This window comes from Microbacterium psychrotolerans, from assembly GCF_031085295.1.
Classification (GTDB): domain Bacteria; phylum Actinomycetota; class Actinomycetes; order Actinomycetales; family Microbacteriaceae; genus Microbacterium; species Microbacterium psychrotolerans.
This window is the reverse complement of the sequence record NZ_JAVFWO010000002.1, coordinates 280,909-304,068: the sequence shown is the minus strand read 5'-3', so window position 1 is coordinate 304,068 and position 23,160 is coordinate 280,909. Positions and strand designations below refer to the sequence as shown.

The window sequence follows — 23,160 nt, the reverse complement described above, 5'->3', positions numbered from 1 at the left end:
GGGGACCTTCTCCTTCGGCGCTGTGCTGAGCGGCCGCTTCCCCGCCGCCATCTGATCCCCGCAGGGGACGAGTCTGCCCGTTCTCGGGCGATACCCGTCTGTTGCGCCGCATCCGCTTCGCGGTGCTGAGCGCACTCCTGCCTTCGTCCCGTCGTGCTGCGGCATGACATCCCCCGCCTCCGGCGCCGGCCGAGGCATCCCTTTCACAACCGGAAAGAGCAATCATGAATACTCTCCTTGCGCCGCAGCGCCCGTCGGGGCTTCCCGATACGCTGCGGCTCCCGAGCCGCGACACCCGGACCTCGCTCCTGGACCGCCTCGCCCTGCACGTGGGCCTGAGGCTGCTGCTGTGGAGCACCCGCACCCCGCGGCTCGCGGACGACCGCCGCCGGCACGCTCACACGTACCGGCACCAGGAGGCCACCGCGCAGCGTGAACGCACCTACCTCCGCGAGGCCAGCCTCGCACCCCGGCCGTGACGGCCACCGGGTCCGCCGCCCGCACCCGGGCGGCGGACCCCACACCTCCACCATCCGCATCGACCTCGCAAGGACGCGCTGACATGACCACCATCACGGGGCTGGAATTCCGCCCCCTCGTCGTACCCGCCTCGATCGACGGACCGGACGCCGCCGACTTCGTCGAGATGGTCCGGGTCCGCAACGTCATCTACCGGGAGATCTCCGGGCACGACGATCACCGCATCGCCGCCGACGAACTGCTCCCCCACTATCGGCCCACCGAGTACGAGACCCGCCTGTCCTGGGTGATCGTCGACGACGGCGCCATCATCGGCCGGGTCGGCGTCGACATCCCTCATGAGGAGGGATCGAACGCCGCGTTCTGGCTGATCGAGCTGCTGCGCGAGACCTGGGGTCGGGGTATCGGCTCCGCCGCCTACGAGCTTGTCGAGAAGACTGCGCGCGAGTACGGCCGCACCGTGCTGCAGTCGTGGGCCGAGCATCCCGCCGCTCCCGGACCGCAGCTCGCGCCGCCCACCGGGTTCGGTGCGATCCCCGAGGACCACGTCGCGCGGTTCTACCTGCGTCACGGGTACGCGCTGGAGCAGGTGGAACGCAACAGCGCCTTCGATCTGACCGGCTCCTTCGCGGGCGTCGAAAAGCTGCTCGCCGAAGCGCAGGCCGCCTCACCCGACTATCGCGTCGTGCAGTGGTTCGCCCCGACCCCCGAGGAGTTCGTCGCGGGCTACGCCTGGATGAAGTCCCGGATGTCGACCGATGCACCCTCGGCCGCTCTCGAGTTCGCTGAGGAGACATGGGACGCCGCCCGCATCGCCGAGCACGACGGCCGCTACACGTCGTCCGGCCGCACCATCCAGGTCACCGCGGCGCAGCACATCGAGACCGGCAAGCTGTGCGCGTTCAACGAGCTGGTGATCGGCAAGGACCGCACCGAGGCATCCCATCAGGAGGACACCCTCGTCCTCAAGGAGCACCGCGGGCACAAGCTCGGCACGCTCGTGAAGTGCGCCGGGCTCCTGTCCTGGCGCGACGTGGCGCCCGCGTCCGCGCGCGTCATCACCTACAACGCAGAGGAGAACCGACCGATGCTGGACATCAACGAGGCGATCGGCTTCGAGCCGGTCGCGTACGAGGGCGCATGGAAGAAGGTGCTCCATGACTGATCTCGCCGAGACCACCGTCGTGACCGTCCAGCGGATCCCCGTCCCCGAGACGGCCGCTGCCGCGGACGCACGCCTGTTCCTCGAGATGGTGCGGATCGCCAACGCGGTCTGCCTCGCGGACGCCGGCCACGACTACCTGCACGAAGAGCCCGAGGAGATGCTCGGGTTCTGGCAGGACCAGACCGACTGGACCCAGCTCGGGTTCGCCGCGATCCGCGGCGAAGACGTGCTGGGCGCCGTGAAGCTCATGATCTCCAACCAGCCGGACGCGAGCACCGTAGAGTTCGATCTCATGGTCGACCCGCCGCACCGCGGCCACGGCATCGAGGAGGTCCTCCTCGCCGAGGTCGAGCGTGAGGCCCGGGAACGCGGGCTCGGCACGATCCAGACGTGGACGCTGCATCGCCCGCACACGGACGGTGCACGTCTCGAGCCGTCGACCGGATGGGGCTCGGTACCCGCGGAGGATCCGCAGACGCAGTTCCAGCTGGCGAGCGGCTTCACGCTCGAACAGGTGGAGCGCAACAGCGTGTTCGACCTCACCGGCGACCTCTCGCTCGTCGAGCGCATGCTCGACGAGGCTCTGGCGATCGCCGGCGAGGAGTACCGCTCGATCCAGTGGACGTCGCCGACGCCGCCGGAGCACGTCGACGGGTTCGCCTACGCGATCTCGCGCATGTCGACCGACGTGCCGGCGGGCGGCCTGGTCATCGACGAGCAGCACTGGGACGCGGCGCGCGTCGAGCGTCGCGACGCCCGGCTGAAGGCTCAGGGACTCACCGTCTCGGTGGCCGCCGTGCTGCACGTGCCCACCGGGCGGATCGCGGCATACAACGAGCTCGCCATCGGTGAAGACCGTGCCGGGGCGACCCAGCAGTTCGGAACGCTCGTCGTGAAGGAGCACCGTGGCCACCGCCTCGGCACCATCGTGAAGTGCGCGAATCTGCTGCGCTGGCGGGAGCTCGTGCCCGAGTCGCCGCGGGTCTCGACGTTCAACGCCGAGGAGAACCGCCACATGCTCGACATCAACGAGACGATCGGGTTCGTGCCCGCGTCGTACGCGGGTGCGTGGAAGAAGGTTCTCGCGGTGTGATCGCACCGCTGGCCGCCGCGCCCTTCGGACGCCGTCAGCGCGTCACAGGGAGGGAGCGCGGCATCCGCTGGCAGTGCGGGCAGAAGTGACTCGAGCGATTCGTGAACGACACGCGCACGATCGGACGGCCGCATCGGGGACAGGGTTCTCCGGTGCGGCCGTACGCGTTCAGGGAGTGCGCGAAGTAGCCGGCTTGGCCGTTGACGTTCACGTACTGCGCGTCGAAGCTGGTGCCGCCCTCGGCCAGCGCCTTCTCGAGCACGTGTCGCACTTCCGCGAGAAGCCGTTTCACCGCGCGCGTGGACAGTGCCCGCGCCGGCGTCTCGGGATGGATGCGGGCAGCCCACAGCGACTCGTCGGCGTAGATGTTGCCGACGCCGCTCACGACCGTCTGATCGAGCAGCACGCGCTTGATCGCCGAGTCCTTGCGGTCGAGGGTGCGACGGAAGGCCCCGTCGGAGAACGCCGGATCCAGCGGGTCCCGCGCGATGTGGGCGACCTGGGCGGGAACGGATGCCTCGGCCCACCCCTGTCCGCCCGCTGCGGCGTCCGCAGTGGGGATCAGATCGTCGATCGCCAGCGATCCGAACGTCCGCTGATCTGCGAAGACGACGGAGAGCTCGCCGTGGACGGGGTGCGCCAGGTCGATGCGCACGCGCTCGTGCCGCTCCATCGGCGCGCCGGGAGCCCGCAGCAGCATCTGACCGCTCATGCCGAGATGCCCCACGACGGCGTCCGTCGCGGCGGTTCCGTCCGTCGCCGGCTGCAGCGGCAGCCACAGGAACTTGCCGCGCCGCGCGGCGGAGAGCACGACTCGTCCGGTGAGGCGGGCTTCGAACTCGGCGCCGTCTCCGGTGTGCCGGGTCAGCGCGCGCTCGTCGAGCACGGTGGCTCCGAGCACCAGGGCGCCGGTGACCGCGGGTGCGAGGCCGGCACGGACGACCTCGACCTCGGGAAGCTCAGGCACGCCCGCTGAGCTCGCGCCACGCGGTGAGCGCCGCGGCCATCTCGGCGTGCTTCTTGCTCGTCCCGCCGCCCTCGGCGATGAGGTCGCCGACGGTGACGGCAGCGGTGAAGCGCCGGTCATGGTCGGGGCCGGTCGAGGTCACGGCATAGACCGGGGGCTGCAGTCCGCTGTGCGCGGCGAGCTCCTGCAGTGCCGTCTTGGGGTCCATCGCCGCGCCATAGCGCTCGGGGTCGGCGAGCAGCGGCTCGACGAGCCGCAGCACGAGGCCGGTCGCGGCATCCGATCCTGCCGACAGGTAGGCGGCGCCGAAGATGGCCTCCATGGTGTCGGCGAGGATCGAGTCCTTGTCGCGACCGCCAGTGAGGATCTCGCCCCGCCCCAGCATGAGGTGCTCGCCCAGGCCGATGCCGCGCGCGATCTCCGCGAGGGCCACCGTCGACACCACGCCGGCACGGCGCTTCGCCAGAGCGCCCTCTTCGAGATCGGGGTGACCGGTGAACAGTCGCACGGTGACGGCGAGGCCCAGCACGGAGTCGCCGAGGAACTCCAGTCGCTCGTTGTTCGGCACCTGTCCGTTCTCGTACGCCCAGGACCGGTGCGTGAGCGCCAGCGACAGAAGCTCGGGGTCGATGACGACTCCGAGCTTCTGCGTGAGGTCTGCGTGAGCGGTCCGCTCGGCAGCGACGTCTGTCACGTCAAGTGCAGGACGGTCAGACGTCGGCGACCTTGCGGCCCTTGTACTCGAGGAACAGCTCGGTGCCCTGCGAGTCGGTGACGACCTTCGCCTGGTGCGGACGGCTGTAGACCTTCTTGCCGTTCTCGATCGTGGTGGTCAGCGTGATGGGCGCCGCCTTCCACTGCGCGCGACGCGAGCGCGTGTTGGAACGGGAGACCTTCCGCTTCGGGGGGTTGCCTGCCATGGCTAGCTCTCTTCTGTGTTCTCGATGGCGTGTCAGCCGCGGGAGCGCGGTGAATCGTCGTCGTTGGTCGTGGTGAAGTCCTGGAGCGCGGCCCATCGTGGATCGAGAGGCTCGCTCTGCTGCGATCCGGCGTCGTCGGCCAGTCGCTCGCCCGTGACCGGATCTAGGCCGGGGCAATCCGGCTGGCACACCGGCTGAAACGGAAGCGACAGGACGACCGCTTCCCTGACCAGAGTTTCAAGATCCACGTGGTCGTCTTGAACCTCGAAGTCAGTTTCTTCCTCCCCAGGATACGCGAAAAGCTCCTGAAACTCGACTTTGAGCCCCTCGCCGATGTCGATGAGGCACCGGCTGCAGATGCCGGTGTACTCGGTGTCGATCTCTCCGGAGGCGAGAATGCCCTCGTGCACCGACTCGAGACGGACGTCGACGACGACGGGCTCGCCCTCGGCGACGGCCACCAGTCCTTCGCCCCACTTGCCGGGCGCCGGAACTTCGATGGTGTGCTCGCGCATCTCGCCCGAGCGGTGGATGATGTCGCGGATCGGGAGGACGAACGGACCCGTCACATGCTTTCTGACCACCCCTCCAGCCTAGCGGCGGTTCCTGGTGAGATGCCCCGTGGCCGGATACCGCGCGCTCAGAAGGCCTGTGGTCAGATGCCCCGTGCGCCGGTGTCGAGGAACCGCGCCACCGCCGACGGCACGTACGGCGAGACGTCGCCGCCGAGCGCGGCCACCTGGCGCACCAGCGAGCTCGAGACGAGCGCGTGCGCGGGGTCGGGGAGCAGGAACACCGTCTCGACATGCGCGAGGTGGCGGTTCACGATCGCCATCGGCGTCTCGTACGCCACATCGACCTGCGAGCGGATGCCCTTCACGAGGACGCTCGCACCGACATCCGTCGCGTAGTCGACGAGCAGTCCCATACTCCACGAGGCGACGACGACGTCGCCGTCGATGTCGCTCTCGGCGATGGACTGCTCCAGGAGCGCCTGACGCTGCGCGATCGGCAGCATCGCCTCTTTGCCGGGGTTGTGCACGACGAGCACGTGGAGCTGGTCGTACAGCGACGCGGCGCGACGGATCACGTCGAGATGACCGAGGGTCGGCGGATCGAACGATCCCGGGACGACGGCGATCCGGCTGCTCATGCGGACCAGCCTACTGGGCGGCGCCGGGACGGCCGGCCGCGTCAGTTCTTCGCGAGCGCAGCGCGCTCGGCCATGCCGACATTGCGTTCCAGGGCGGCCGCGAGACCGGGGTGCCGCTGCAGGGCCGGATCATCGGCGAGCACCTGCTCGGCGGCGACCCGCGCCTCGGAGATGATGTCGGCATCCTTCACGACGCGCAGCAGTCGCAGCGACGACCGCGCGCCGGACTGCGCGTCGCCGAGCACATCGCCCTCGCCGCGCAGCTCGAGGTCGACCTCGGCCAGCGCGAAGCCGTCGAGCGTCGAGGCGACGGCTTCGACGCGCTCGCGTGCGGGCGTGCCGGCCGGCGCCTCGGTGACCAGCAGGCACAGGCCGGGCACCCCGCCGCGGCCCACGCGCCCGCGCAGCTGGTGCAGCTGCGAGACGCCGAACCTGTCGGCCTCGAGGATCGCCATCGTCGAGGCGTTCGGCACATCCACGCCGACCTCGACCACCGTCGTCGCCACGAGCACGTCGATGTCACCGCGAGCGAACGCCTGCATCACGGCATCCTTCTCGTCGGAGGGCATCTTGCCGTGCAGCTTCTCGACCCGGATCTCGGAGAACGACGGATGCCGAGACAGCAGGTCGGCGACCTGCACGACGCCCCAGCGGGTGCGGCTGGTCTCGCCTTCGGTGTCGCCCGGCGGCTCATCCGCCGTGTCGTCCTTTGTGAGCGCCTCGGCATCGATGGCGGCGCACACGACGAACGCCTGGCGCCCTTGGCCGACCTCCTCGGCGATGCGCTCCCACACGCGCCCGAACCAGCCGGGTCGCTCCGCGAGCGGAGCGACGAAGGTCTCGATCCCGGCGCGACCGGCGGGCATCGTGCGGATCGTGGAGACGTCGAGGTCCCCGAACACGGTCATGGCCACCGTGCGCGGGATGGGCGTCGCAGTCAGCACGAGGGCGTGCGGCGACGAGCCCTTCGCACGCAGCGACTCGCGCTGCTCGACACCGAACCGATGCTGTTCGTCCACCACCACGAGACCGAGGTCGGCGAACGTGGTGCTCTCGCTGAGGAGGGCGTGCGTTCCCACCACGATGCGCGCTTGTCCCGACGCCGCGCGCAGCGCGGCCTTGCGTCGCTCGGCCGCGGGAAGCTGCCCGGTGAGGAGCGTCGGCATGAGCTCGGGCGCGAGCTGCGGCCCCAGCATCCGCGCGATGGAGCGGACGTGCTGGGCGGCCAGCACCTCGGTGGGGGCGATGAGCGCCGACTGGCCGCCGTCCTCGGCCACCTGAAGCATCGCGCGGAGCGCGACGAGCGTCTTGCCGGAGCCGACCTCGCCCTGCACCAGCCGGTTCATCGGCCAGTCTCCTTGGAGGTCGCGCGCCACGTCGTCCCCGACGCTCACCTGGTCGGGTGTCCGCGGGAACGGCAGCGCCTCATCGAACCGCTCTAGGAGCGCACCCGGCACCCGACGAGTCGCCGACAGCGCCCGCACGAACTGACGCTGCTGCAGCAGCGCCACCTGCAGGACGAAGGCCTCCTGCATGCGCAGCGTCTCCCGCGCCGGCTCGATCTCCTCGAGCGCCTTGGGGCGATGGATGCGCTCGATCGCGGTCCGGGCGTCGAGCAGCCCGTGGCGGGCGCGCAGCTCGTCGGTGAGCGGCTCCGGCACGTCGCCCAGCCCGTCGAGGACGAGGTCGACGATCTTCTGCAGCTGCCAGCTGGCGACGGTGCTGGTGGCGGGGTAGATCGGGATCGGGAGGTTGATGTTGGCCTCGGCCGTGAGGCGGGCCTGCTCCTCGTCGTCGAAGAGCTCGTAGTCGGGGTGCGCGAGCTGCTTCGCACCGCGGTACTCCCCCACCTTGCCCGCGAAGATGCCGCGCCGCCCGGGCCGGAGATCCTTGACGCGCCACGCCTGGTTGAAGAACGTCAGCGACAGCTCGCCGTTGCCATCGCTGATCACGACCTCGAGGAGCGATCCGTTGCGGTTCTTCATCCGCCGCTCGTTGACGCGCCTGACCTCGGCCACGATCGTCACCGGCTCGCCCACCGGCAGCGAGGAGATCTGCGTCAGCTCACCGCGGCGCGCGTATCGGCGCGGATAGTGGACCAGCAGGTCGCCGACCGTCGTCATGCCGAATGCGCGCTCCAGCGCCGCCGCCGTCTTGCCGCCGACCGCGCCACCAAGGCTCGAGTCGAGGGTGAAGGACGCCATGAGACGAGTCTAGGAGCCGCCACGGACCCACTGTCGGCCGAACCACAGCGGCGGATCCTAAGGTGGCGAGATGCTCCGACGACTCCTCTCCCGTGTCTACTGGGCCTGCAGTCGCTGGACGCTGTCCACCGAGCCGGCGCCTGACCGCCCCACCGTCCTGCTGGGGGCGCCGCACACCTCGAACTGGGACTTCGTCCTCATGCTCGGCATCGCGTGGCGGCTCGGCATGCCGGTGCGCTGGCTCGGCAAGGCGAGCCTCTTCCGCGGGTGGAAGGGCCCGCTCATGCGCGGCCTCGGCGGCATCCCCGTCGACCGGGCGGATCCCTCACGGGTGGTGGGCGACGTGGTGGCACGCATCCGCGCGGGCGAGGTGTTCGGCCTCGTCGTCACGCCGGAGGGCACCCGTGGCTCGGGCTCCTATTGGAAGTCCGGCTTCTATCGCATCGCCCGCGAGGCGCAGCTGCCCGTCACCCTCGGCTACGTCGACCGCACCACGATGACGACGGGCCTCGGCCCCACCATCGAGCTCACCGGCGACGTGCGCGGCGATATGGATGTGATCCGGGCGTTCTACGCCGACAAGTCGGGCCTCCGCCCCGAACTGCGCACCGTGCCCCGCCTCAGGGAAGAGGATGCCGGAGATATCGTGAGGGGATGACGCGCATCATCGCGGGCCGCGCCGGCTCCCTCGTGCTCGATGTGCCGGACGCCGGCACCCGGCCGACCAGCGATCGGGTGCGCGAGTCCCTGTTCGGGGCGCTCGAGTCCGCGGACGCGCTGCGCGGCGCTGCCGTGCTCGACCTCTACGCCGGATCCGGCGCCCTCGGGCTCGAAGCTCTCAGCCGCGGCGCGGCATCCGCCGACCTCGTCGAGAAGTCGCCCCGGGCGGCGACCGTCGCACAGCGCAACGCGGCCCGGGTGGCGAAGGCCGTGGGCGCGGGAGCCGCGGTGCGCGTGCACCGCAGCTCGGCCGACGCGTTTCTGCGGACCGCGCACGGCCCGTTCGACCTCGTGTTCCTGGATCCGCCCTACGACGTGAGCGAGGCCGAGCTCTCGTCGACGCTCGCCCTGCTCGTGCCGGTCCTGTCAGCGGGAGCGGATGTCGTCATCGAACGCGCTGCGCGCTCACCCCAGCCGACCCTGCCCGACCACCTCGCCGTCGGCCGCTCGAAGCGCTACGGCGACACCGCGCTGTGGTGGGCCGCGGTCGCGGACTGAGTCGCCGGCGCGCCCTCCCAGACCTCCGAGCCGTCGAACCCCACATCGCGCGTGATGCGGAGCCGTCCGCTCGACTGCAGCTCGAGCCGGAACGTCGGCGCGTCGCTCAGGATGCGCAGCTCCGCGACGAACACGTCGTCGTGCCACCCTCCGGCGACCGCCACCTGGTCGCCGTACCACTCTCGTCCCGTCGCAGCATCACCGGCGAACGTCGCCACCGACCACGTGCCGGGGACGCACCGCAGTTCACGGCCGTCGATCTCGATGACGCCGCGGGCGATCCGCAGCTCGCGCACCGGACCGTCGTAGCGATGGCGGACCTCTCCGTCGCGCAGGTCGCCGCCCGGAGCGGGAATCGGCGTGGGGGCGGCACGGCGCGGCCCGGCGTCCTCCGTGTCGAAAGCCGGCAGCAGCTCGTCCCAGACTGCATCGAGGGTCGCCTGCATGTCGGGCAGGCCTCCCGTGATGGCGACGACCGCGTCGGCATCCGGGATCACGATCACGTACTGGCCGAAGGCGCCGTCGCCACGGTAGGCGCCGTGCCGGCAGCGCCAGAACTGGAAGCCGTAGCCCTGGCGAGAGTCCGCATTGTCGGATTCGTTCGCCACCTGCTGGGCCGTGGCCTGGTCGATCCATGCCGCGGGGACGAGCCGCCTCCCCTGCCATTCTCCGCGCTGCAGCAGCAGCTGGCCGAAAGCGGCCAGCTCCTCCGGCCGGATCGACAGCCCGAACCCGCCCGCATCGACGCCGTTCGGGCTCTGCAGCCACCAGGGGTTGCGGAAGCCGAGCGGATCGAACAGCCGCGGGCGCAGGAAATCGAGCAGCCGCTCGCCGGTGCGGGCCTGGATGATCTGCGACAGCAGGTAGGTGGCGGGCGTGTTGTAGAGCCAGTGCGTCCCCGGCTCGTACGCCAAGTCGGCGGACAGGGCGGTGCGGGCCCAATCGCGGTCGTCGAGCGGCGGCTCGGCGGCATGACCGGTCGTCATCGTCAGCAGGTGCCGCACGCGCAGCGCGGCCAGCCGGTCGGAGGGGTCGTCGGGAGCGGCATCCGGGATGAGGTCGACGACGCGGTCGTCGATCGCGAACCTGCCCTCCTCGATCGCGAGACCGACCGCGATCGAGGTGAAGCTCTTGCTCACGGAGTACATCGCCGTCGGCAGATCGCGGTCGTACGGCGCCCAAGTGGCCTCGGCGATGACGTGGCCGTGTCGCAGGACCGTCAACGTGTGGACGTGGTCGATGCCGTCGAGCGCGGCGATGAGGCGGGAGATCGCCGCCGAGGGCACGGACTGCGATTCGGGGGTCGAGCGCGGAAGCAGATCGGTCACCGTGTCACGGTAGCGCCCGGCTGCGACAGCGCACATCACCCCGTTCGGGCGTCCCAGTCGAGATAGGGGTCCCAGCCGCCTCGGCCCTCGTACGGCCGGCCGTCTACCATCACAGCGTCCGCGCCCCGCGGCTGGACGACCCCCACCCGCACGAACCCGTGCGGCAGCGGGCGGCGAGCGGGGAAGGTCGCCAGGAGCGCGTGATCCTCTCCGCCGGACAATGCCGATGCGGGATCGGCGCCCAGCAGCGCCGACTCCAGCGAGAGGGTGACTCCGGATGCCGACGCCAGACGCGTGGCATCCAGCACGAGCCCGTCGGACACGTCCATCATCGCCGTCGCGCCCGCATCCGCAGCGTCGGGGCCCAGCCAGACGGGAGGTGACGGCCGCAGCTGCGCCGCGAGGTCGGTCAGCTCGGTGGACTCGAGGACGCGCTCGTCCACGGCGATCGGAGCACCCGCGGCATCCGTGAAGCGGGTGAAGAGCGTGCGCAGGCCCCGCGCCGCGCGACCCAGTTCGCCTGCCACCGCCACGACGTCGCCGACCTGTGCGCCGGAGCGGAGCACCGGCGCCCGTCCGGCCAACGCCCCGAGCGCCGTCACCGCGATCGTGAGCGTGTCCGACACGGTGAGGTCGCCGCCCTCGACGCGGCAGCCGGGGGCCAGGTCGCGGCACGCCGCGCGGAGGCCGTCGGCGATTCCCGTGACGAACGACAGCCGCGTCTCGTCGGGCATCGCGAGCGCCACCAGCAGAGCGGTCGGCGTCGCCCCCATCGCGGCGATGTCGGCGAGGTTGACCGCGGCCGCCTTGTAGCCGAGGTCGTACGCGCTCGACCAGGCGAGGCGGAAGTCGGGCCCGTGGACGAGCGTGTCGACGGTGGCGACCACGCGACCGTCGGCCGCGGCGATCACGGCGGCGTCGTCGCCCGGGCCGACGAGTGCGTTGGACTCGCCCAGGCGTTCGAGGATCCGCCGGAGGATCCGCCCCTCGCTGAGCTCGCCCACCGTCGGATCCCCGCGCTCGTCGTCCACATCACCACGCTACCGCCGGCGGCGAGGGCGGCCGTCCCGCCGGGTTAGCCTGGAGCGTGCGCGTTCTTCCCCCACTGGCTGCGTTCGGCCTCGCCGCGGTCGCCGTGCTGGGACTCGCCGGCTGCACGTCGACCGTCGACCTCGATCCGGCCGAGGCCGCGAACGATCCCCAGTGCGCTGAGATCACGTCCAACCTTCCCGACACGCTGAGCGGGCAGCCGCGTCGCTGGACGGACGCTCAGGCGACCGGCGCATGGGGCGAGCCGACGAGGGTCCTGCTGACGTGCGGGGTCGAGCCGCCGGGGCCGACCACCCTCCGCTGCCAGAGCGTCGCCGGCGTGGACTGGATCGTGGACGACTCCGATGCGCCGCGCTTCCGGATCACGACGTTCGGCCGCACCCCTGCCGTCGAGATCTACCTCGACACCACCGCCGACGAGGACGGGAACGGCGCGTCGAGCCGCGACGTCCTCGACGCTCTGTCGCCGATCGTGAGTGTGCTGCCGGTCGACGGCGAATGCCTCGACCGCGCCGAGGCGACGCCGGCACCCTGACCACCGAGGCCCGACAAGCGGACGCTCGCCGAGCCGGCGGACTCAGCGTGCGGCCGCTTCGACCGTCGCGCCCGTCGTGCGCTCGAGCGCCGTGTCGATCAGCTCCGTGATCAGCTGCGGGTACGACATGCCCGACGCGATCCAGCACTTGGGGAACATCGAGATCGGCGTGAAGCCGGGCATCGTGTTGAGCTCGTTGACGTAGAGGCCGTCCGCCGTGAGGAAGAAGTCCACACGCGCCAGTCCCTTGCCGTCGACAGCCTGGAACGCGCGGATGCCGAGCTCCTGGATCGCGGCGATCTCGCTGTCCGTGAGATCAGCGGGGCAGACCACCTCGGCGCCGTCGCCGCCGAGGTATTTGCCCTCGAAGTCGTAGAACTCGCGGGTCGTGAGCACGATCTCGCCGGGCAGAGACGCCCGCGGGGCGCCACCGCGGCGTCCCTCCAGGATCGCCACCTCGACCTCGCGGCCGACGATCGCCGATTCGATGAGCACCTTGTCGTCCTCGGCGAACGCGATCGCGAGTGCGCCGTCGAGCTCGGACGCATCGTGCACCTTCGAGACGCCCACGCTCGAGCCGGCGCGGGCGGGCTTCACGAAGGTCGGCTCGCCGAGGGGCGCGGCATCGGCCCGCACGCCTTCCGGATCGCTCTCCCAGCGGGCACGGGTGACCGTGATCGACGGCGACACCGGCACGCCGGCCGCGGCGAGCACGATCTTCATGAAGTGCTTGTCCATGCAGAGCGCGGAGTCGAGCACACCCCCGCCGGCGTACGGGATGCCGAGCGTGTCGAAGAAGCCCTGGACCGTGCCGTCTTCGCCGTGGAGGCCGTGAAGGATAGGAAGCACGACGTCGAGGCGGCCGAGCTCGTCCAGCGCGCCGTCGGCGCGCCGGACCCGCAGCGTGCGGTCGGCGCCGCCCTCGGGCCACACCACCCGCGTGCCGTTGTCGACGACCTCGGGGAGCCGGTCGGCGTCGAGCGCGAACTTGTCGGGGTCGTCCTCCTCGAGGACGAAGACCCCCTCGCGCGTGATCCCGATGGGGATCACGCGGTAGCTGTCACGGTCGATCGCCCGGAGCACCCCGCCCGCCGTTGCGGAACTGATCGAGTGCTCGCTGGATCGACCGCCAAAGAGCACCGCCACCGCCGGCTTGTCCATTCGTCGTCCTCTCGCCCTGGGGGGTGTCATCGTCTGTCGTGAGATGCGGCGCGATGTCGCGCGGATTCATGGTGCCGTCGAGCACCATCTTGACCTGCTCGACGATGGGCATCTGCACGCCCACATCGCGCGCCAGCTGCAGGATGGGCGCGACCGAGGCGAGTCCCTCGGCGGTCTGGTTCATCTGCTTGACGACGTCGTCGAAGCGGTAGCCCTGACCCAGCAGGCGTCCGGCGGTGTTGTTGCGGCTGAGCGGCGACTGACACGTCGCGATGAGGTCGCCGAGGCCGGCAAGGCCCTGCAGCGTCTCGTGCTGCGCTCCGAAAGCCACCGCGAAGTCGGTCATCTCGACGAGGCCCCGCGTGATGATCGACGCCTTCGTGTTCTCGCCGTAGCCGACGCCGTCGACGATGCCGATGGCCACCGCGATGAGGTTCTTGAGCACGCCGCCGAACTCGGTGCCGATGACGTCGGTGTTCACGAAGGTGCGGAAGTACTGGTTGCGGGCACGGCGGGCGACGGCCTCGGCCGTCTCCTGGCTGGTCGACGAGATGACGGCCGCCGTCGGCTGCTCACGTGCGATCTCGAGGGCGAGGTTCGGTCCCGATGCGACCGCGATGCGCGCGGGATCGCAGTGCAGCTCCTGCTCGATCACCTGGCTCATGCGCAGGCCCGTGCGTCGCTCGACGCCCTTCATCAGCGACACGATGGGTGCGTCGCTCTGGGCGATCAACGGCCGGACGGCCTTGAGGTTCTGTCGCACCGCCTGACTGGGGATCGACAGGTAGATCTGCTCGGCACCCTCGAGCGCCTCGGAGAGGTGGTGCGTGGCGTGCATGTCGCGGGGCAGGTTGATGCCGGGGAGGTACTCGCTGTTGCGCTTGCCCTCCTGGATCTCGCTCGCGAGCTCGGGGCGGCGTGCCCACATCGTCACGTGCGCGCCGCCGTCGGCCAGGATCTTGCCGAATGTCGTGCCCCAGCTGCCCGCGCCGACGACGGCGACGCGCGGGCGTGCGGCATCCTGCCTACGGCTCAAGGCGCCCCGTCTCCTTCTGGCCGTGGTCGGCCGGGTTCCAGCGCTCCGGCGGCGCCGGCTCGCCGCGCAGCTGCGAGAGCAGCCCGGCGATGTCGGCCATCACGGCGTCGGTCGCCTCGACGAGGGCGCTCTGCGACGACGCACGCCCGGCGTAGGCCGACAGGTCCACGGGTTCGCCGACGATCACGCGCACGCGGCGGCGCAGCGGCCACAGCTTGAGCTTGCCGTAGCGGGGAAGCACCTGCTGGGCGCCCCAGTGCGCCATCGGGATGACGGGGATGCCGCCGGCCAGGGCGAGGCGCACCGCCCCCGTCTTGCCGCGCATGGGCCACAGATCAGGCTCGCGCGTGAGCGATCCCTCCGGGTAGACGATCACGCCGCGACCGTGCTTGACGAGCGTCTCCGAGGCCTCGAGCGTCGCGCGGGCCGAGGCGGCCGACGTGGCGCGGGCGACCGGCACCATCCCGGTGGCCCGCAGGACGGCGCCGAGCACCGGCACGCGGAACAGGCTCTCCTTGGCCATGAACCGGGGGGCCCGGCCGATGCGCCACACCGCGAGGGCGACGACGAGCGGGTCGATCTCGCTGACGTGGTTCGGCGCAAGCACGTAGGCGCCGTCGCGCGGGAGCTTATCGGCTCCTTCGACCTCGACCTTGAAGATCAGGCTCAGCAGGGGCACGACGATGGCCGCCAGCGGCCAGAAGACGCTCGGGCGGGTCTTCTCGGCCGATGCGCGCCGACGATCGGTCGCCACCGGGTTATCCGATGACGTCGAAGTCGGCGCCGAGCATGTCGAGCTTGGCGAGGAACTTCTCGTAGCCGCGGCGGATGATGCCGACGTTGCGCACGATCGACTCTCCTTCAGCCGCGAGTGCCGCGATCACGTAGCTGTAGCCGCCGCGCAGGTCGGGCACGACCACGTCCGCACCGTGCAGGGCGGTCGGGCCGTTGATGACAGCCGCCTGCTCCAGCGCGCGGCGCGGGACGCGCCGGCCGGGGGTGTCGAGACCACGCGGGTGCACGACGATGTCGGCCCCCATCTGGTTGAGCGCGTCGGTGAAGCCCAGGCGGTTCTCGTACACCGTCTCGTGGACGATCGAGGTGCCCTCCGCCTGCGTAAGCGCGACGATGAGGGGCTGCTGCCAGTCCGTCATGAAGCCGGGGTGCACGTCGGTCTCGACGACCACGGGCTTGAGCGCGCCGTCACGGCGGAACTGGATGCCGTCCTCGCGAACGTCGAACCAGCCGCCGGCCTTGCGGAAGACGTTGAGGAAGGTCAGCATCTCCTGCTGGCGCGCGCCGCCGACGAAGATGTCGCCGTCGGTGGCGAGAGCGGCGCAGGCCCAGGAGGCGGCCTCGTTGCGGTCGAAGATCGCCCGGTGGTCGTAGCCCCGCAGCGTGTCGACGCCCTCGATGAGGATGACGCGGTTGGGCTCGTACGAGATGATCGCGCCCATCTTCTGCAGCACCGCGATCAGGTCCATGATCTCGGGCTCGATGGCGGCGTTGCGGAGCTCGGTGGTGCCCTTGGCCTTGACGGCGGTCAGCAGCACCTGCTCGGTCGCGCCGACGCTCGGATAAGGCAGCTCGATGTTCGCGCCGTGCAGGCCGTTCGGGGCCGTGATCCGGATGCCCTCGTAGCTCTTGTCGACGACGGCGCCGAACGCACGCAGCGCGTCCATGTGGAAGTTGATCGGCCGGTCGCCGATGCGGCAGCCGCCGAGATCCGGGATGAGCGCCTCGCCGAGGAGGTGCAGCAGCGGACCGCAGAACAGGATCGGGATGCGGGAGGCGCCGGCGTGGGCGTCGATCTCCTCGAAGTGGGCGGAGACGGCGCCGCTCGGGTCGAAGTGGAAGGTCCCCTCCTCCTCGCCGTCCTCGACGCGCACACCGTGCACCTCGAGGAGCGACCGCACGACGTGAACGTCGCTGATGTCGGGCACATCGCGCAGCGTGCTCACCGTCTCACCGAGGAGAGCGGCGACCATCGCCTTGGTGACGAGGTTCTTCGCACCCTTGACCTCGACGCGACCGGTCAGCGGTCGCCCGCCCCTGATCGCCAGGACTTCTCCGGTCACTTCCTGTTCTCCCGCCTCGGTGGCAGTGCTCTCGCCCGCGGCGACATTCAGAAGTGGCTTCATCCGGTGGTCCTCACTTGGTGTGCACGAGGGGGCTTGAGAGGGTCGGGCGCCCGTGTTGTGGGTGCCCGGCCTGGCTTACGGAACGGGTAGCGTCCGCGGCCGCCACGCCTCTCGGCGAGCCTCGAACTGCGCGATCTTGTCTTCGTCGCGCAGCGTGAGCCCGATGTCATCGAGCCCTTCGAGAAGCCGCCACCTAGTGTAATCATCGATCTCGAAAGCGAATTCCAGGCGCTCCGCCGCACCCGTCGCCGGGTCGCCGATGGTTGCGGTGCGCGCCGCGAGGTCGACCGTCATGGTGACACCCGGGTTCGCCTCGATGGCCGCCCACGCCGCCTCGAGGTCGGCCTCCGAGATCACCCCCGCGACCAGTCCCTGCTTGCCCGCGTTCCCGCGGAAGATGTCGGCGAAGCGGGGGCTCAGCACGACCTTGAAGCCGAAGTCCCGCAACGCCCAGACGGCGTGCTCGCGGCTCGAGCCCGTGCCGAAGTCGGGTCCCGCGACGAGGATGCTCGCACCCGCGTAGACCGGCTGATTGAGGACGAATTCGGGGTCCTGGCGCCAGCTGGCGAACAGTGCGTCCTCGAAGCCCGTCTTGGTGACGCGCTTCAGGTACACGGCGGGGATGATCTGGTCGGTGTCGACGGCCGACCGCTTCAGCGGGGCGGCGATACCGGTGTGCGTGGTGAACGCGTCCATGTCAGGCCTCCGAACCCTGGGCTGCGGCTGCGACGGGCGCAGGAAGGTCACTGGGGCTGGCGAGGCGTCCCATGACCGCGGTGGCGGCCGCCACCAGCGGCGACACCAGGTGCGTGCGCCCGCCCTTGCCCTGCCGGCCCTCGAAGTTGCGGTTGCTCGTCGAGGCGCAGCGCTCCCCCGGTGCCAGCTGGTCCGGATTCATGCCCAGGCACATCGAGCAGCCCGCGAAGCGCCACTCGGCGCCGAACTCCTGGAAGATCTTGTCGAGGCCCTCGGCCTCCGCCTCGAGGCGGACGCGAGCCGAGCCGGGCACGACCATGACGCGTACCCCGTCGGCCTTGCGATGGCCTTCGATGACGGACGCGAACGCGCGGAGGTCTTCGATGCGGCTGTTGGTGCACGAGCCCATGAACACCGCGTCGACGGGCACCTCCTTGAGCGGGGTGCCCGGGGCGAGGTCCATGTACTCGAGCGCACGCTCGGCGGCGGCACGCTCGTTGGGGTCGGCGAAGTCGTCGGGCGAGGGAACGGTGTCGCTCAGCGACACGCCCTGGCCCGGGTTCGTGCCCCATGTGACGAACGGCTCGAGCTCGTTCGCGTCGAGGAACACCTCGGCGTCGTAGACCGCGCCCTCATCGCTCGGCAGCGTCCGCCAGTAGGCGACGGCGTCGTCCCAGTCCTGACCCTTCGGCGCATGCGGGCGGCCCTCGAGGTAGGCGAACGTCGTCTCGTCGGGCGCGACCATGCCGGCGCGGGCCCCGGCCTCGATCGACATGTTGCACATCGTCATGCGGCCCTCCATCGACAGGGCGCGGATGGCGCTGCCGCGGAACTCCAGGACGTAGCCCTGGCCGCCGTTGGTGCCTATCTTCGCGATGACCGCGAGGATGATGTCCTTGGCCGTGACACCGGGCTTCAGCTCGCCCTCGACCGTGATGGCCATGGTCTTGAATGGCTTCAGAGGCAGGGTCTGCGTGGCCAGCACGTGCTCGACCTCGCTGGTGCCGATGCCGAACGCCATCGCGCCGAACGCCCCGTGCGTCGAGGTGTGGCTGTCTCCGCACACGACCGTGATCCCGGGCATGGTCAGCCCCAGCTGCGGACCGACCACGTGGACGATGCCCTGCTCCTTGTCGCCGAGCGAGTGCAGGCGCACCCCGAACTCGGCGGCGTTGCGGCGCAGCGTCTCGATCTGCGTGCGGCTGGTGAGGTCGGCGATCGGCTTGTCGATGTCGAGCGTCGGGGTGTTGTGGTCCTCGGTCGCGATCGTGAGGTCGAGACGGCGCACCGGCCGGCCCTCCGCGCGCAGGCCGTCGAAGGCCTGGGGACTCGTGACCTCGTGCACCAGGTGGAGGTCGATGTAGATCAGGTCCGGCTGGCCGTTCTCGCCGTGGACCACGACGTGGTCGTCCCACACCTTCTCGGCGAGGGTGCGGGGGCGGTCGGGAATGCCGGATGAATCGGTCGTGCTCATTGCTAGTCGTTCTCCTCTGAGGGACTGTGCCCGCATGGGGTGGGGCCCGCGACGAACTCCGCGACGAGAGAGGCCTGGAAACTAGGACTCGTCGCGGCCGCTAAGGAGAAGGCGAGCGATCCGCACGTGCCCAGGCTACCACCGCCGCTGCGGCGATCGGCTCCCGGACGTCACCCGGCGACCTCGGACGCGGGCGAGCGCTCACGAGGTTCCCTCGAGGATCCAGACGTCGACGGCGTCCTCGGTCAGGACGAAACGCACCACGGTTCCGGTCGGGAAGCGCTCCGTCCATTCCTGCGTCCAGGCGACCGGCACGTCGTAGATCTCGACGCCCGGGTTCGCCGGTGGCGGCACGCACCCGACGGCGAGGAGATCGTCGGTCGCCGGTTCGAACACGAGGAGGCAGCTGTTGCCCAGGCCGCTCTGCGCCTCCCACACCTCCAGCCCGAGGATCGGCTCGAATCCGCGCAGCGTGGTCTTCGACACCATCTGCCGGCGGGCGTGATCCGTGAGACGGAGCACCTGCTCGCTCGGCGCCACCCCCGTCGGGCGCAGCGTGGCGTCCGGCCGCGGGCCGGTCCACAGCATCCACGCGGCTACGGCCGCCGCCGCGGCGGCGGCGACGGCGATGCCCGCGAGGAACGCACCCGTGCGGCCGCGATACCACCAGCTGCGGTCTCGGGGGGCGCCGTCGTCGGGTGCGCCCGTCTCGATCGCCCTCGCCGCAGGTTCTGCACCGCGCGCAGCAGACTCATGAACGGCCCTCGCGAGGGACGCCGCATGCAGCTCCTCGAGCTCGGCCAGCCGTGCCGCGGCGACGGGGTCGGCGTCGATGTCGGCGTCCACTCCATACGCACGTGCCCTCAGGGCGGTCAGCTCCGCGTCGAGAGCGCCGTCCGCGAGGAATCCCCCGCTCCCCATGGCGGCAGTATCGCACCGCCGTGGGTCGCCGACAATGGTGCGCCGTGCGCGTCAGCCGTGGGCTTCCGGGGTGCCGCCGGCTGCGGCATCCGTCAGTCCCCGGCGCTTGTCGCGAGCGGATGCGACGAGGCTGGCGATGGTCGCCACCGTCATCGCGACGATGATGACGCCGAGCGACATCCAGGTCGAGATCTCGGGCGCCCACTCGATGTGCTCGCCGTTGTTGATGAACGGCAGCTCGTTGACGTGCATCGCGTGGAAGACGAGCTTCACGCCGATGAAGGCGAGGATGAACGCGATCCCGTAGTGGAGGTAGCGGAGGCGGTCGAGCAGGTCGCCGAGCAGGAAGTAGAGCTGTCGCAGGCCCATCAGCGCGAAGATGTTCGCCGTGAACACGATGAAGGGGCTCGTCGTGATGCCGAAGATGGCGGGGATCGAGTCGATGGCGAACAACAGGTCGGTGACGCCGATCGCGGCGAACACGATGATCATCGGCGTCCACATCTTCTTGCCGTCCACGACGGTGCGCAGCTTCGCGCCGTCGTAGTGGTCGCTGATGTCGATCCCGCGACGCAGCAGCCGCACGACGAAGTTCTCCTGCTTGACGTCCTCGTCGTGGTCGCCGCCCGGGAAGGCCTGTCGCCACGCCGTCCAAACCAGGAACGCTCCGAAGATGTAGAACACCCAGCTGAACTGCTCGATGATCGCGGCGCCGGCGAGGATGAACAGCCCGCGCAGCACGAGCGCGATGATGATGCCGACCATCAGCACTTCCTGCTGATAGCGACGAGGCACCGCGAACTGGCTCATGATGAGCACGAACACGAACAGGTTGTCGATCGACAGGCTGTACTCGGTGAGCCAGCCGGCGACGAACTGGCCGGCGTACTCCGGTCCCGCGAACACCCACATGAGGCCCGCGAAGATCAGCGCGAGCGTCACGTAGAACACGACCCACAGGGTCGACTCGCGTGTCGACGGGATGTGGGGCCGCTTCAGGATGAGCAGCAGATCCGCGAGGAGGATCAGGATGAGGATCACGAGGGATCCGATTTCGAACCACAGGGGGAGTTCGAGGTCCATGCAGGGCCTTTCGAAATGGGGCGAACGAGGGGTCGGTCGGTGCCGAAAGTCTCTCCCCCGCGACCTGTCGGCCTGCGGCGCGTACCCGGGGTCGCTCTGTCGGGACCCGTGATGACGGATGCGCGGTGTCGGGATACTCCCTCTCGCTCGCAACAGGATACAGGGTCGGGATGCCGCGCCCGGCGTCGCTGAGACGATCAGGGCGGTGCGGACACTGTCACGGTGAGAGACAATTCGGAGGATGGGGATGCCCGACGACGACCTGCCGCGCGGCGCCACCGGCGACGCCGAGCTCGTGGTGCTGGCCGCGGGCGGAAGCGAGCACGCCTTCCGCGCGCTGTACCGTGCGTACGTGCGACCGGTGTACTGGCTGGCGCATGGCCTCGTCGGCAATCCCGCCGACGCCGAGGAGGTCACCCAGGAGACGTTCCTCGTCGCCTGGCGGAAGCTGCCCGGCCTCGACCTCGCCGGCGACTCGCTGCTGCCGTGGCTCGCGACGATCTGCCGCTTCCAGTCGGCCAATCGCGTGCGCCGGCAGCGACGCGACCGACTGCACACCACGGCCGCCGCCGACGAGGATCTGCCCGCCACGGTCGACGTCGAACAGCAGGTGATCGATGAACGGCTCGCGGACGCGATCCTCCGCGAAGTCGCAGGCCTCAGCGAACTCGATCGGGCGATCTTCCGGCTGTGCGCCACCGAGGGGTACGCCTACCAGGCCGCCGCCGACGAGCTCGGCGTCGCACACGGCGTCGTCCGCAATCGTCTCTCCCGCATCCGCACCCGTCTGCGGACCGTCGTGAAGGAGAGCACATGAACACGCAGCCCCCGGTCGCCGGCACCCCGGCACCGCTTCCCGACCTCAGCGCAGAGCGCATCGACGAGATCGAGGACGCACTCTTCGCCGACATCGCGCGGGACCGCCTGCGACGATCGGCCCGGCGTACGCGCCGCGGCCGTCTGTGGATCGCGGGCGGCGCCGCGGCGGCGATCATCGCGGTCGCCGCGGTCATCGCACCGTCCGTCGGCGTACTCGTCGGCGGCGTCGGCGGCGCCGCCGACGAGTACGCCGTCGCCCCGGTCGCCCCCGCCGACTCGGGCGCCGGCTCCGACGGCTCCTCGGACTCGGCGACCACGACCGAATCCGCACCCCTGACCATCGCGCCCGATGCCGCCGCCGGCGACAAGTCGTCCGGCGAGATCGCGGCGGACCGCGACATCATCACGACGGCCTCGGCCACCGTCTCGGTCGACGAGGTCGACGCGGCCACGCGCTCCATCGCCAACTCCGCCGTCGCCCACGGCGGCTACGTCGAGTCGATGAGCATCGGCAGCGACGGCGCCGTCTACCCGGTCACACCGAGCGACGGCGGCGTCGTCTACGACACGATGCCGTACCCGTCCCCCACCGACGGCGCGTGGATCACCGTCCGCGTACCGGCCGATCAGCTGACCGACGTCGTCGACGAGCTCGACGATGTCGGCGAGGTGACGGCGACGAACCTCTCGCGGCAGGACGTCACGGAACAGACGGTCGACCTCGAGGCCCGGATCGACGCGGCGCAGGCGTCCGTCGACCGGCTGACCGAGCTCATGGGCCAGGCGCAGAGCGTCGCCGATCTGATCGCGGCCGAAGCGGCGCTGTCGGAGCGTCAGGCACTGCTCGAGTCGTACCAGCAGCAGCTGGAGATGCTGGACGATCAGGTGGCGATGTCGACCCTGTCCGTCACCGTGGTGCCCGACATCGAGACCGTGACCGCCGATCCGGCCGGCTTCGGCGACGGTCTCGCCGCGGGCTGGAACGGGCTCGTCGCCACGCTCAACGGCATCGTGATCGCGATCGGCTTCCTGCTGCCCTGGCTCGCCGTGGCAGCGGTCGCCGCTCTCATCGTGTGGGGCGTGGTGCGGCTCGTGCGCGGGAGGCGCCGCAGTCGAGCGGATGCCGTACCCCCGGCCCCGCAGACGGTCGATGACCCGCGCGACTGAGCTGCAGCCGGCCTGGGTCGCTCCCGGCATCCTCGGGCTGGTGTTCGCGGTGCTGCTGTGGGCACGGGCGCGGGCGCGCCAGACGCTCGTCAGCCGTGCACTCTTGCATGATCGCCCCGGCGACCTGCCGGGCGCCGGCCTCCTGCTCCTCCTGACGCTCTTCGTCATCGGGTGCGGTGCGGTGTCGGCCGTGATCGTGCTGCTGCCCTACGTCGGTAGCCGCTGACGCGAGAAGCCCGGTCCTCATGGACCGGGCTTCTCGACTTGCGTGTGTGACCCCAGCGGGATTCGAACCCGCGTTACCGCCGTGAGAGGGCGGCGTACTAGGCCGCTATACGATGGGGCCGTACAGCGTGCCGCAGCGGCTGCTGCGACGTTGCTGCCTGACTGGTGACCCCAGCGGGATTCGAACCCGCGTTACCGCCGTGAGAGGGCGGCGTACTAGGCCGCTATACGATGGGGCCGTTCAGGCAACCGTTCGATTATGCCACGTCGCATATGCCCGGTCCAAATCGACACGGCCGGGGCGCAGACCTCCCCTGCGGCTTG

The 23,160-nt window shown here is 70.4% G+C and carries 25 protein-coding genes and 2 tRNA genes; 9 read left to right on the top strand and 18 right to left on the bottom strand.

Translation table 11 applies throughout. From position 1 onward, the window contains the following. The first annotated feature begins 224 nt into the window (after nt 1-224). The 3 genes from Q9R08_RS06130 (at nt 225) to Q9R08_RS06120 (ending at nt 2,738) form a co-directional block, all read left to right on the top strand. Entirely contained in the window at nt 225-479 is a 255-nt protein-coding gene (locus tag Q9R08_RS06130; protein ID WP_308866997.1) for a hypothetical protein, read from the top strand. 83 nt (nt 480-562) lie between these two features. Beyond that, nucleotides 563-1,645 (top strand): GNAT family N-acetyltransferase, encoded by a 1,083-nt coding sequence (locus Q9R08_RS06125; protein WP_308866996.1) that lies wholly within the window; start codon nt 563-565, stop codon nt 1,643-1,645. Next, a complete protein-coding gene (locus Q9R08_RS06120; protein WP_308866995.1) occupies nt 1,638-2,738 on the top strand; it encodes a GNAT family N-acetyltransferase in 1,101 nt (366 codons plus the stop codon). The genes Q9R08_RS06125 and Q9R08_RS06120 overlap by 8 nt, the downstream gene beginning before the upstream one ends. A gap of 34 nt (nt 2,739-2,772) precedes the next feature. Here the strand turns inward: Q9R08_RS06120 and mutM are convergent, their stop codons facing one another. The 6 genes from mutM to Q9R08_RS06090 all read right to left on the bottom strand — a co-directional run bounded on the left by mutM (nt 2,773) and on the right by Q9R08_RS06090 (nt 7,982). Beyond that, a complete protein-coding gene (gene mutM / locus Q9R08_RS06115) occupies nt 2,773-3,705 on the bottom strand; it encodes a bifunctional DNA-formamidopyrimidine glycosylase/DNA-(apurinic or apyrimidinic site) lyase (RefSeq protein ID WP_308866994.1) in 933 nt (310 codons plus the stop codon). Then, entirely contained in the window at nt 3,698-4,399 is a 702-nt protein-coding gene (rnc, locus tag Q9R08_RS06110; protein WP_308866993.1) for a ribonuclease III, read from the bottom strand. The genes mutM and rnc overlap by 8 nt, the downstream gene beginning before the upstream one ends. Nucleotides 4,400-4,415: 16 nt before the next feature. After that, nucleotides 4,416-4,625: a 50S ribosomal protein L32 gene (rpmF, locus tag Q9R08_RS06105; protein ID WP_163617368.1), complete on the bottom strand. Its 210-nt coding sequence runs from the start codon at nt 4,623-4,625 to the stop codon at nt 4,416-4,418. A 32-nt stretch (nt 4,626-4,657) separates the two neighbouring features. Further along, the gene (locus Q9R08_RS06100; protein ID WP_418001334.1) at nt 4,658-5,140 is read right to left on the bottom strand and encodes a YceD family protein; all 483 of its coding nucleotides are present in this window, start codon (nt 5,138-5,140) and stop codon (nt 4,658-4,660) included. A 140-nt stretch (nt 5,141-5,280) separates the two neighbouring features. Next, nucleotides 5,281-5,778, bottom strand: a complete 498-nt coding sequence (gene coaD / locus Q9R08_RS06095) for a pantetheine-phosphate adenylyltransferase (RefSeq protein ID WP_308866992.1) — start codon at nt 5,776-5,778, stop codon at nt 5,281-5,283. A gap of 41 nt (nt 5,779-5,819) precedes the next feature. Then, on the bottom strand, nt 5,820-7,982 hold the full coding sequence (locus Q9R08_RS06090; RefSeq protein WP_308866991.1) for an ATP-dependent DNA helicase RecG: 2,163 nt from the start codon (nt 7,980-7,982) through the stop codon (nt 5,820-5,822). A 70-nt stretch (nt 7,983-8,052) separates the two neighbouring features. On the opposite strand from Q9R08_RS06090, the gene Q9R08_RS06085 reads away from it, so the two are divergent. Further along, nucleotides 8,053-8,640: a 1-acyl-sn-glycerol-3-phosphate acyltransferase gene (locus Q9R08_RS06085; protein ID WP_308866990.1), complete on the top strand. Its 588-nt coding sequence runs from the start codon at nt 8,053-8,055 to the stop codon at nt 8,638-8,640. Further along, nucleotides 8,637-9,200, top strand: coding sequence for a 16S rRNA (guanine(966)-N(2))-methyltransferase RsmD (rsmD, locus tag Q9R08_RS06080; RefSeq protein WP_308866989.1), 564 nt, complete (start codon nt 8,637-8,639; stop codon nt 9,198-9,200). Before Q9R08_RS06085 ends, rsmD begins: the two co-directional genes overlap by 4 nt. Here the strand turns inward: rsmD and Q9R08_RS06075 are convergent. Then, on the bottom strand, nt 9,158-10,528 hold the full coding sequence (locus tag Q9R08_RS06075; RefSeq protein ID WP_308866988.1) for a serine hydrolase domain-containing protein: 1,371 nt from the start codon (nt 10,526-10,528) through the stop codon (nt 9,158-9,160). The two genes, rsmD and Q9R08_RS06075, sit on opposite strands and share 43 nt — an antisense overlap. 35 nt (nt 10,529-10,563) lie before the next feature. Next, nucleotides 10,564-11,559, bottom strand: a complete 996-nt coding sequence (thiL, locus tag Q9R08_RS06070; protein WP_308866987.1) for a thiamine-phosphate kinase — start codon at nt 11,557-11,559, stop codon at nt 10,564-10,566. A gap of 56 nt (nt 11,560-11,615) precedes the next feature. Between thiL and Q9R08_RS06065 the strand changes: the two genes are divergently transcribed. After that, on the top strand, nt 11,616-12,113 hold the full coding sequence (locus Q9R08_RS06065) for a DUF3515 family protein (protein ID WP_308866986.1): 498 nt from the start codon (nt 11,616-11,618) through the stop codon (nt 12,111-12,113). 42 nt (nt 12,114-12,155) lie between these two features. On the opposite strand, the gene Q9R08_RS06060 is transcribed toward Q9R08_RS06065, so the two are convergent. The 8 genes from Q9R08_RS06060 to Q9R08_RS06025 all read right to left on the bottom strand — a co-directional run bounded on the left by Q9R08_RS06060 (nt 12,156) and on the right by Q9R08_RS06025 (nt 20,625). Continuing rightward, a complete protein-coding gene (locus Q9R08_RS06060; protein ID WP_308866985.1) occupies nt 12,156-13,274 on the bottom strand; it encodes a D-alanine--D-alanine ligase family protein in 1,119 nt (372 codons plus the stop codon). Next, the gene (locus tag Q9R08_RS06055) at nt 13,174-14,310 is read right to left on the bottom strand and encodes an NAD(P)H-dependent glycerol-3-phosphate dehydrogenase (RefSeq protein WP_308866984.1); all 1,137 of its coding nucleotides are present in this window, start codon (nt 14,308-14,310) and stop codon (nt 13,174-13,176) included. The genes Q9R08_RS06060 and Q9R08_RS06055 overlap by 101 nt, the downstream gene beginning before the upstream one ends. After that, on the bottom strand, nt 14,300-15,064 hold the full coding sequence (locus Q9R08_RS06050) for a lysophospholipid acyltransferase family protein (protein WP_308866983.1): 765 nt from the start codon (nt 15,062-15,064) through the stop codon (nt 14,300-14,302). The genes Q9R08_RS06055 and Q9R08_RS06050 overlap by 11 nt, the downstream gene beginning before the upstream one ends. A gap of 4 nt (nt 15,065-15,068) precedes the next feature. Continuing rightward, nucleotides 15,069-16,451: a UDP-N-acetylglucosamine 1-carboxyvinyltransferase gene (gene murA, locus Q9R08_RS06045; RefSeq protein ID WP_308866982.1), complete on the bottom strand. Its 1,383-nt coding sequence runs from the start codon at nt 16,449-16,451 to the stop codon at nt 15,069-15,071. A gap of 75 nt (nt 16,452-16,526) precedes the next feature. Then, complete coding sequence (leuD, locus tag Q9R08_RS06040) at nt 16,527-17,147, bottom strand: 3-isopropylmalate dehydratase small subunit (protein WP_308866981.1); 621 nt, start codon at nt 17,145-17,147, stop codon at nt 16,527-16,529. 1 nt (nt 17,148) lies between these two features. Next, a complete protein-coding gene (leuC, locus tag Q9R08_RS06035) occupies nt 17,149-18,621 on the bottom strand; it encodes a 3-isopropylmalate dehydratase large subunit (protein WP_308866980.1) in 1,473 nt (490 codons plus the stop codon). Between the two features lie 201 nt (nt 18,622-18,822). Then, nucleotides 18,823-19,542 (bottom strand): hypothetical protein, encoded by a 720-nt coding sequence (locus tag Q9R08_RS06030; RefSeq protein ID WP_308866979.1) that lies wholly within the window; start codon nt 19,540-19,542, stop codon nt 18,823-18,825. A 51-nt stretch (nt 19,543-19,593) separates the two neighbouring features. Beyond that, nucleotides 19,594-20,625 (bottom strand): TerC family protein, encoded by a 1,032-nt coding sequence (locus tag Q9R08_RS06025; protein WP_308866978.1) that lies wholly within the window; start codon nt 20,623-20,625, stop codon nt 19,594-19,596. 247 nt (nt 20,626-20,872) lie between these two features. Between Q9R08_RS06025 and Q9R08_RS06020 the strand changes: the two genes are divergently transcribed. The 3 genes from Q9R08_RS06020 to Q9R08_RS06010 are packed head-to-tail and all read left to right on the top strand — an operon-like array spanning nt 20,873 to nt 22,837. Continuing rightward, nucleotides 20,873-21,442: an RNA polymerase sigma factor gene (locus tag Q9R08_RS06020; RefSeq protein WP_308866977.1), complete on the top strand. Its 570-nt coding sequence runs from the start codon at nt 20,873-20,875 to the stop codon at nt 21,440-21,442. Beyond that, nucleotides 21,439-22,611 (top strand): DUF4349 domain-containing protein, encoded by a 1,173-nt coding sequence (locus Q9R08_RS06015; RefSeq protein WP_308866976.1) that lies wholly within the window; start codon nt 21,439-21,441, stop codon nt 22,609-22,611. The genes Q9R08_RS06020 and Q9R08_RS06015 overlap by 4 nt, the downstream gene beginning before the upstream one ends. Further along, nucleotides 22,595-22,837 (top strand): hypothetical protein, encoded by a 243-nt coding sequence (locus Q9R08_RS06010; protein ID WP_308866975.1) that lies wholly within the window; start codon nt 22,595-22,597, stop codon nt 22,835-22,837. The genes Q9R08_RS06015 and Q9R08_RS06010 overlap by 17 nt, the downstream gene beginning before the upstream one ends. Before the next feature lie 47 nt (nt 22,838-22,884). On the opposite strand, the gene Q9R08_RS06005 is transcribed toward Q9R08_RS06010, so the two are convergent. Together Q9R08_RS06005 and Q9R08_RS06000 are read right to left on the bottom strand one after the other, a co-directional pair. Further along, nucleotides 22,885-22,957 (bottom strand) — tRNA-Glu (locus Q9R08_RS06005). 42 nt (nt 22,958-22,999) lie between these two features. After that, nucleotides 23,000-23,075, bottom strand: a tRNA-Glu gene (locus Q9R08_RS06000). Between the last annotated feature and the right edge of the window lie 85 nt (nt 23,076-23,160).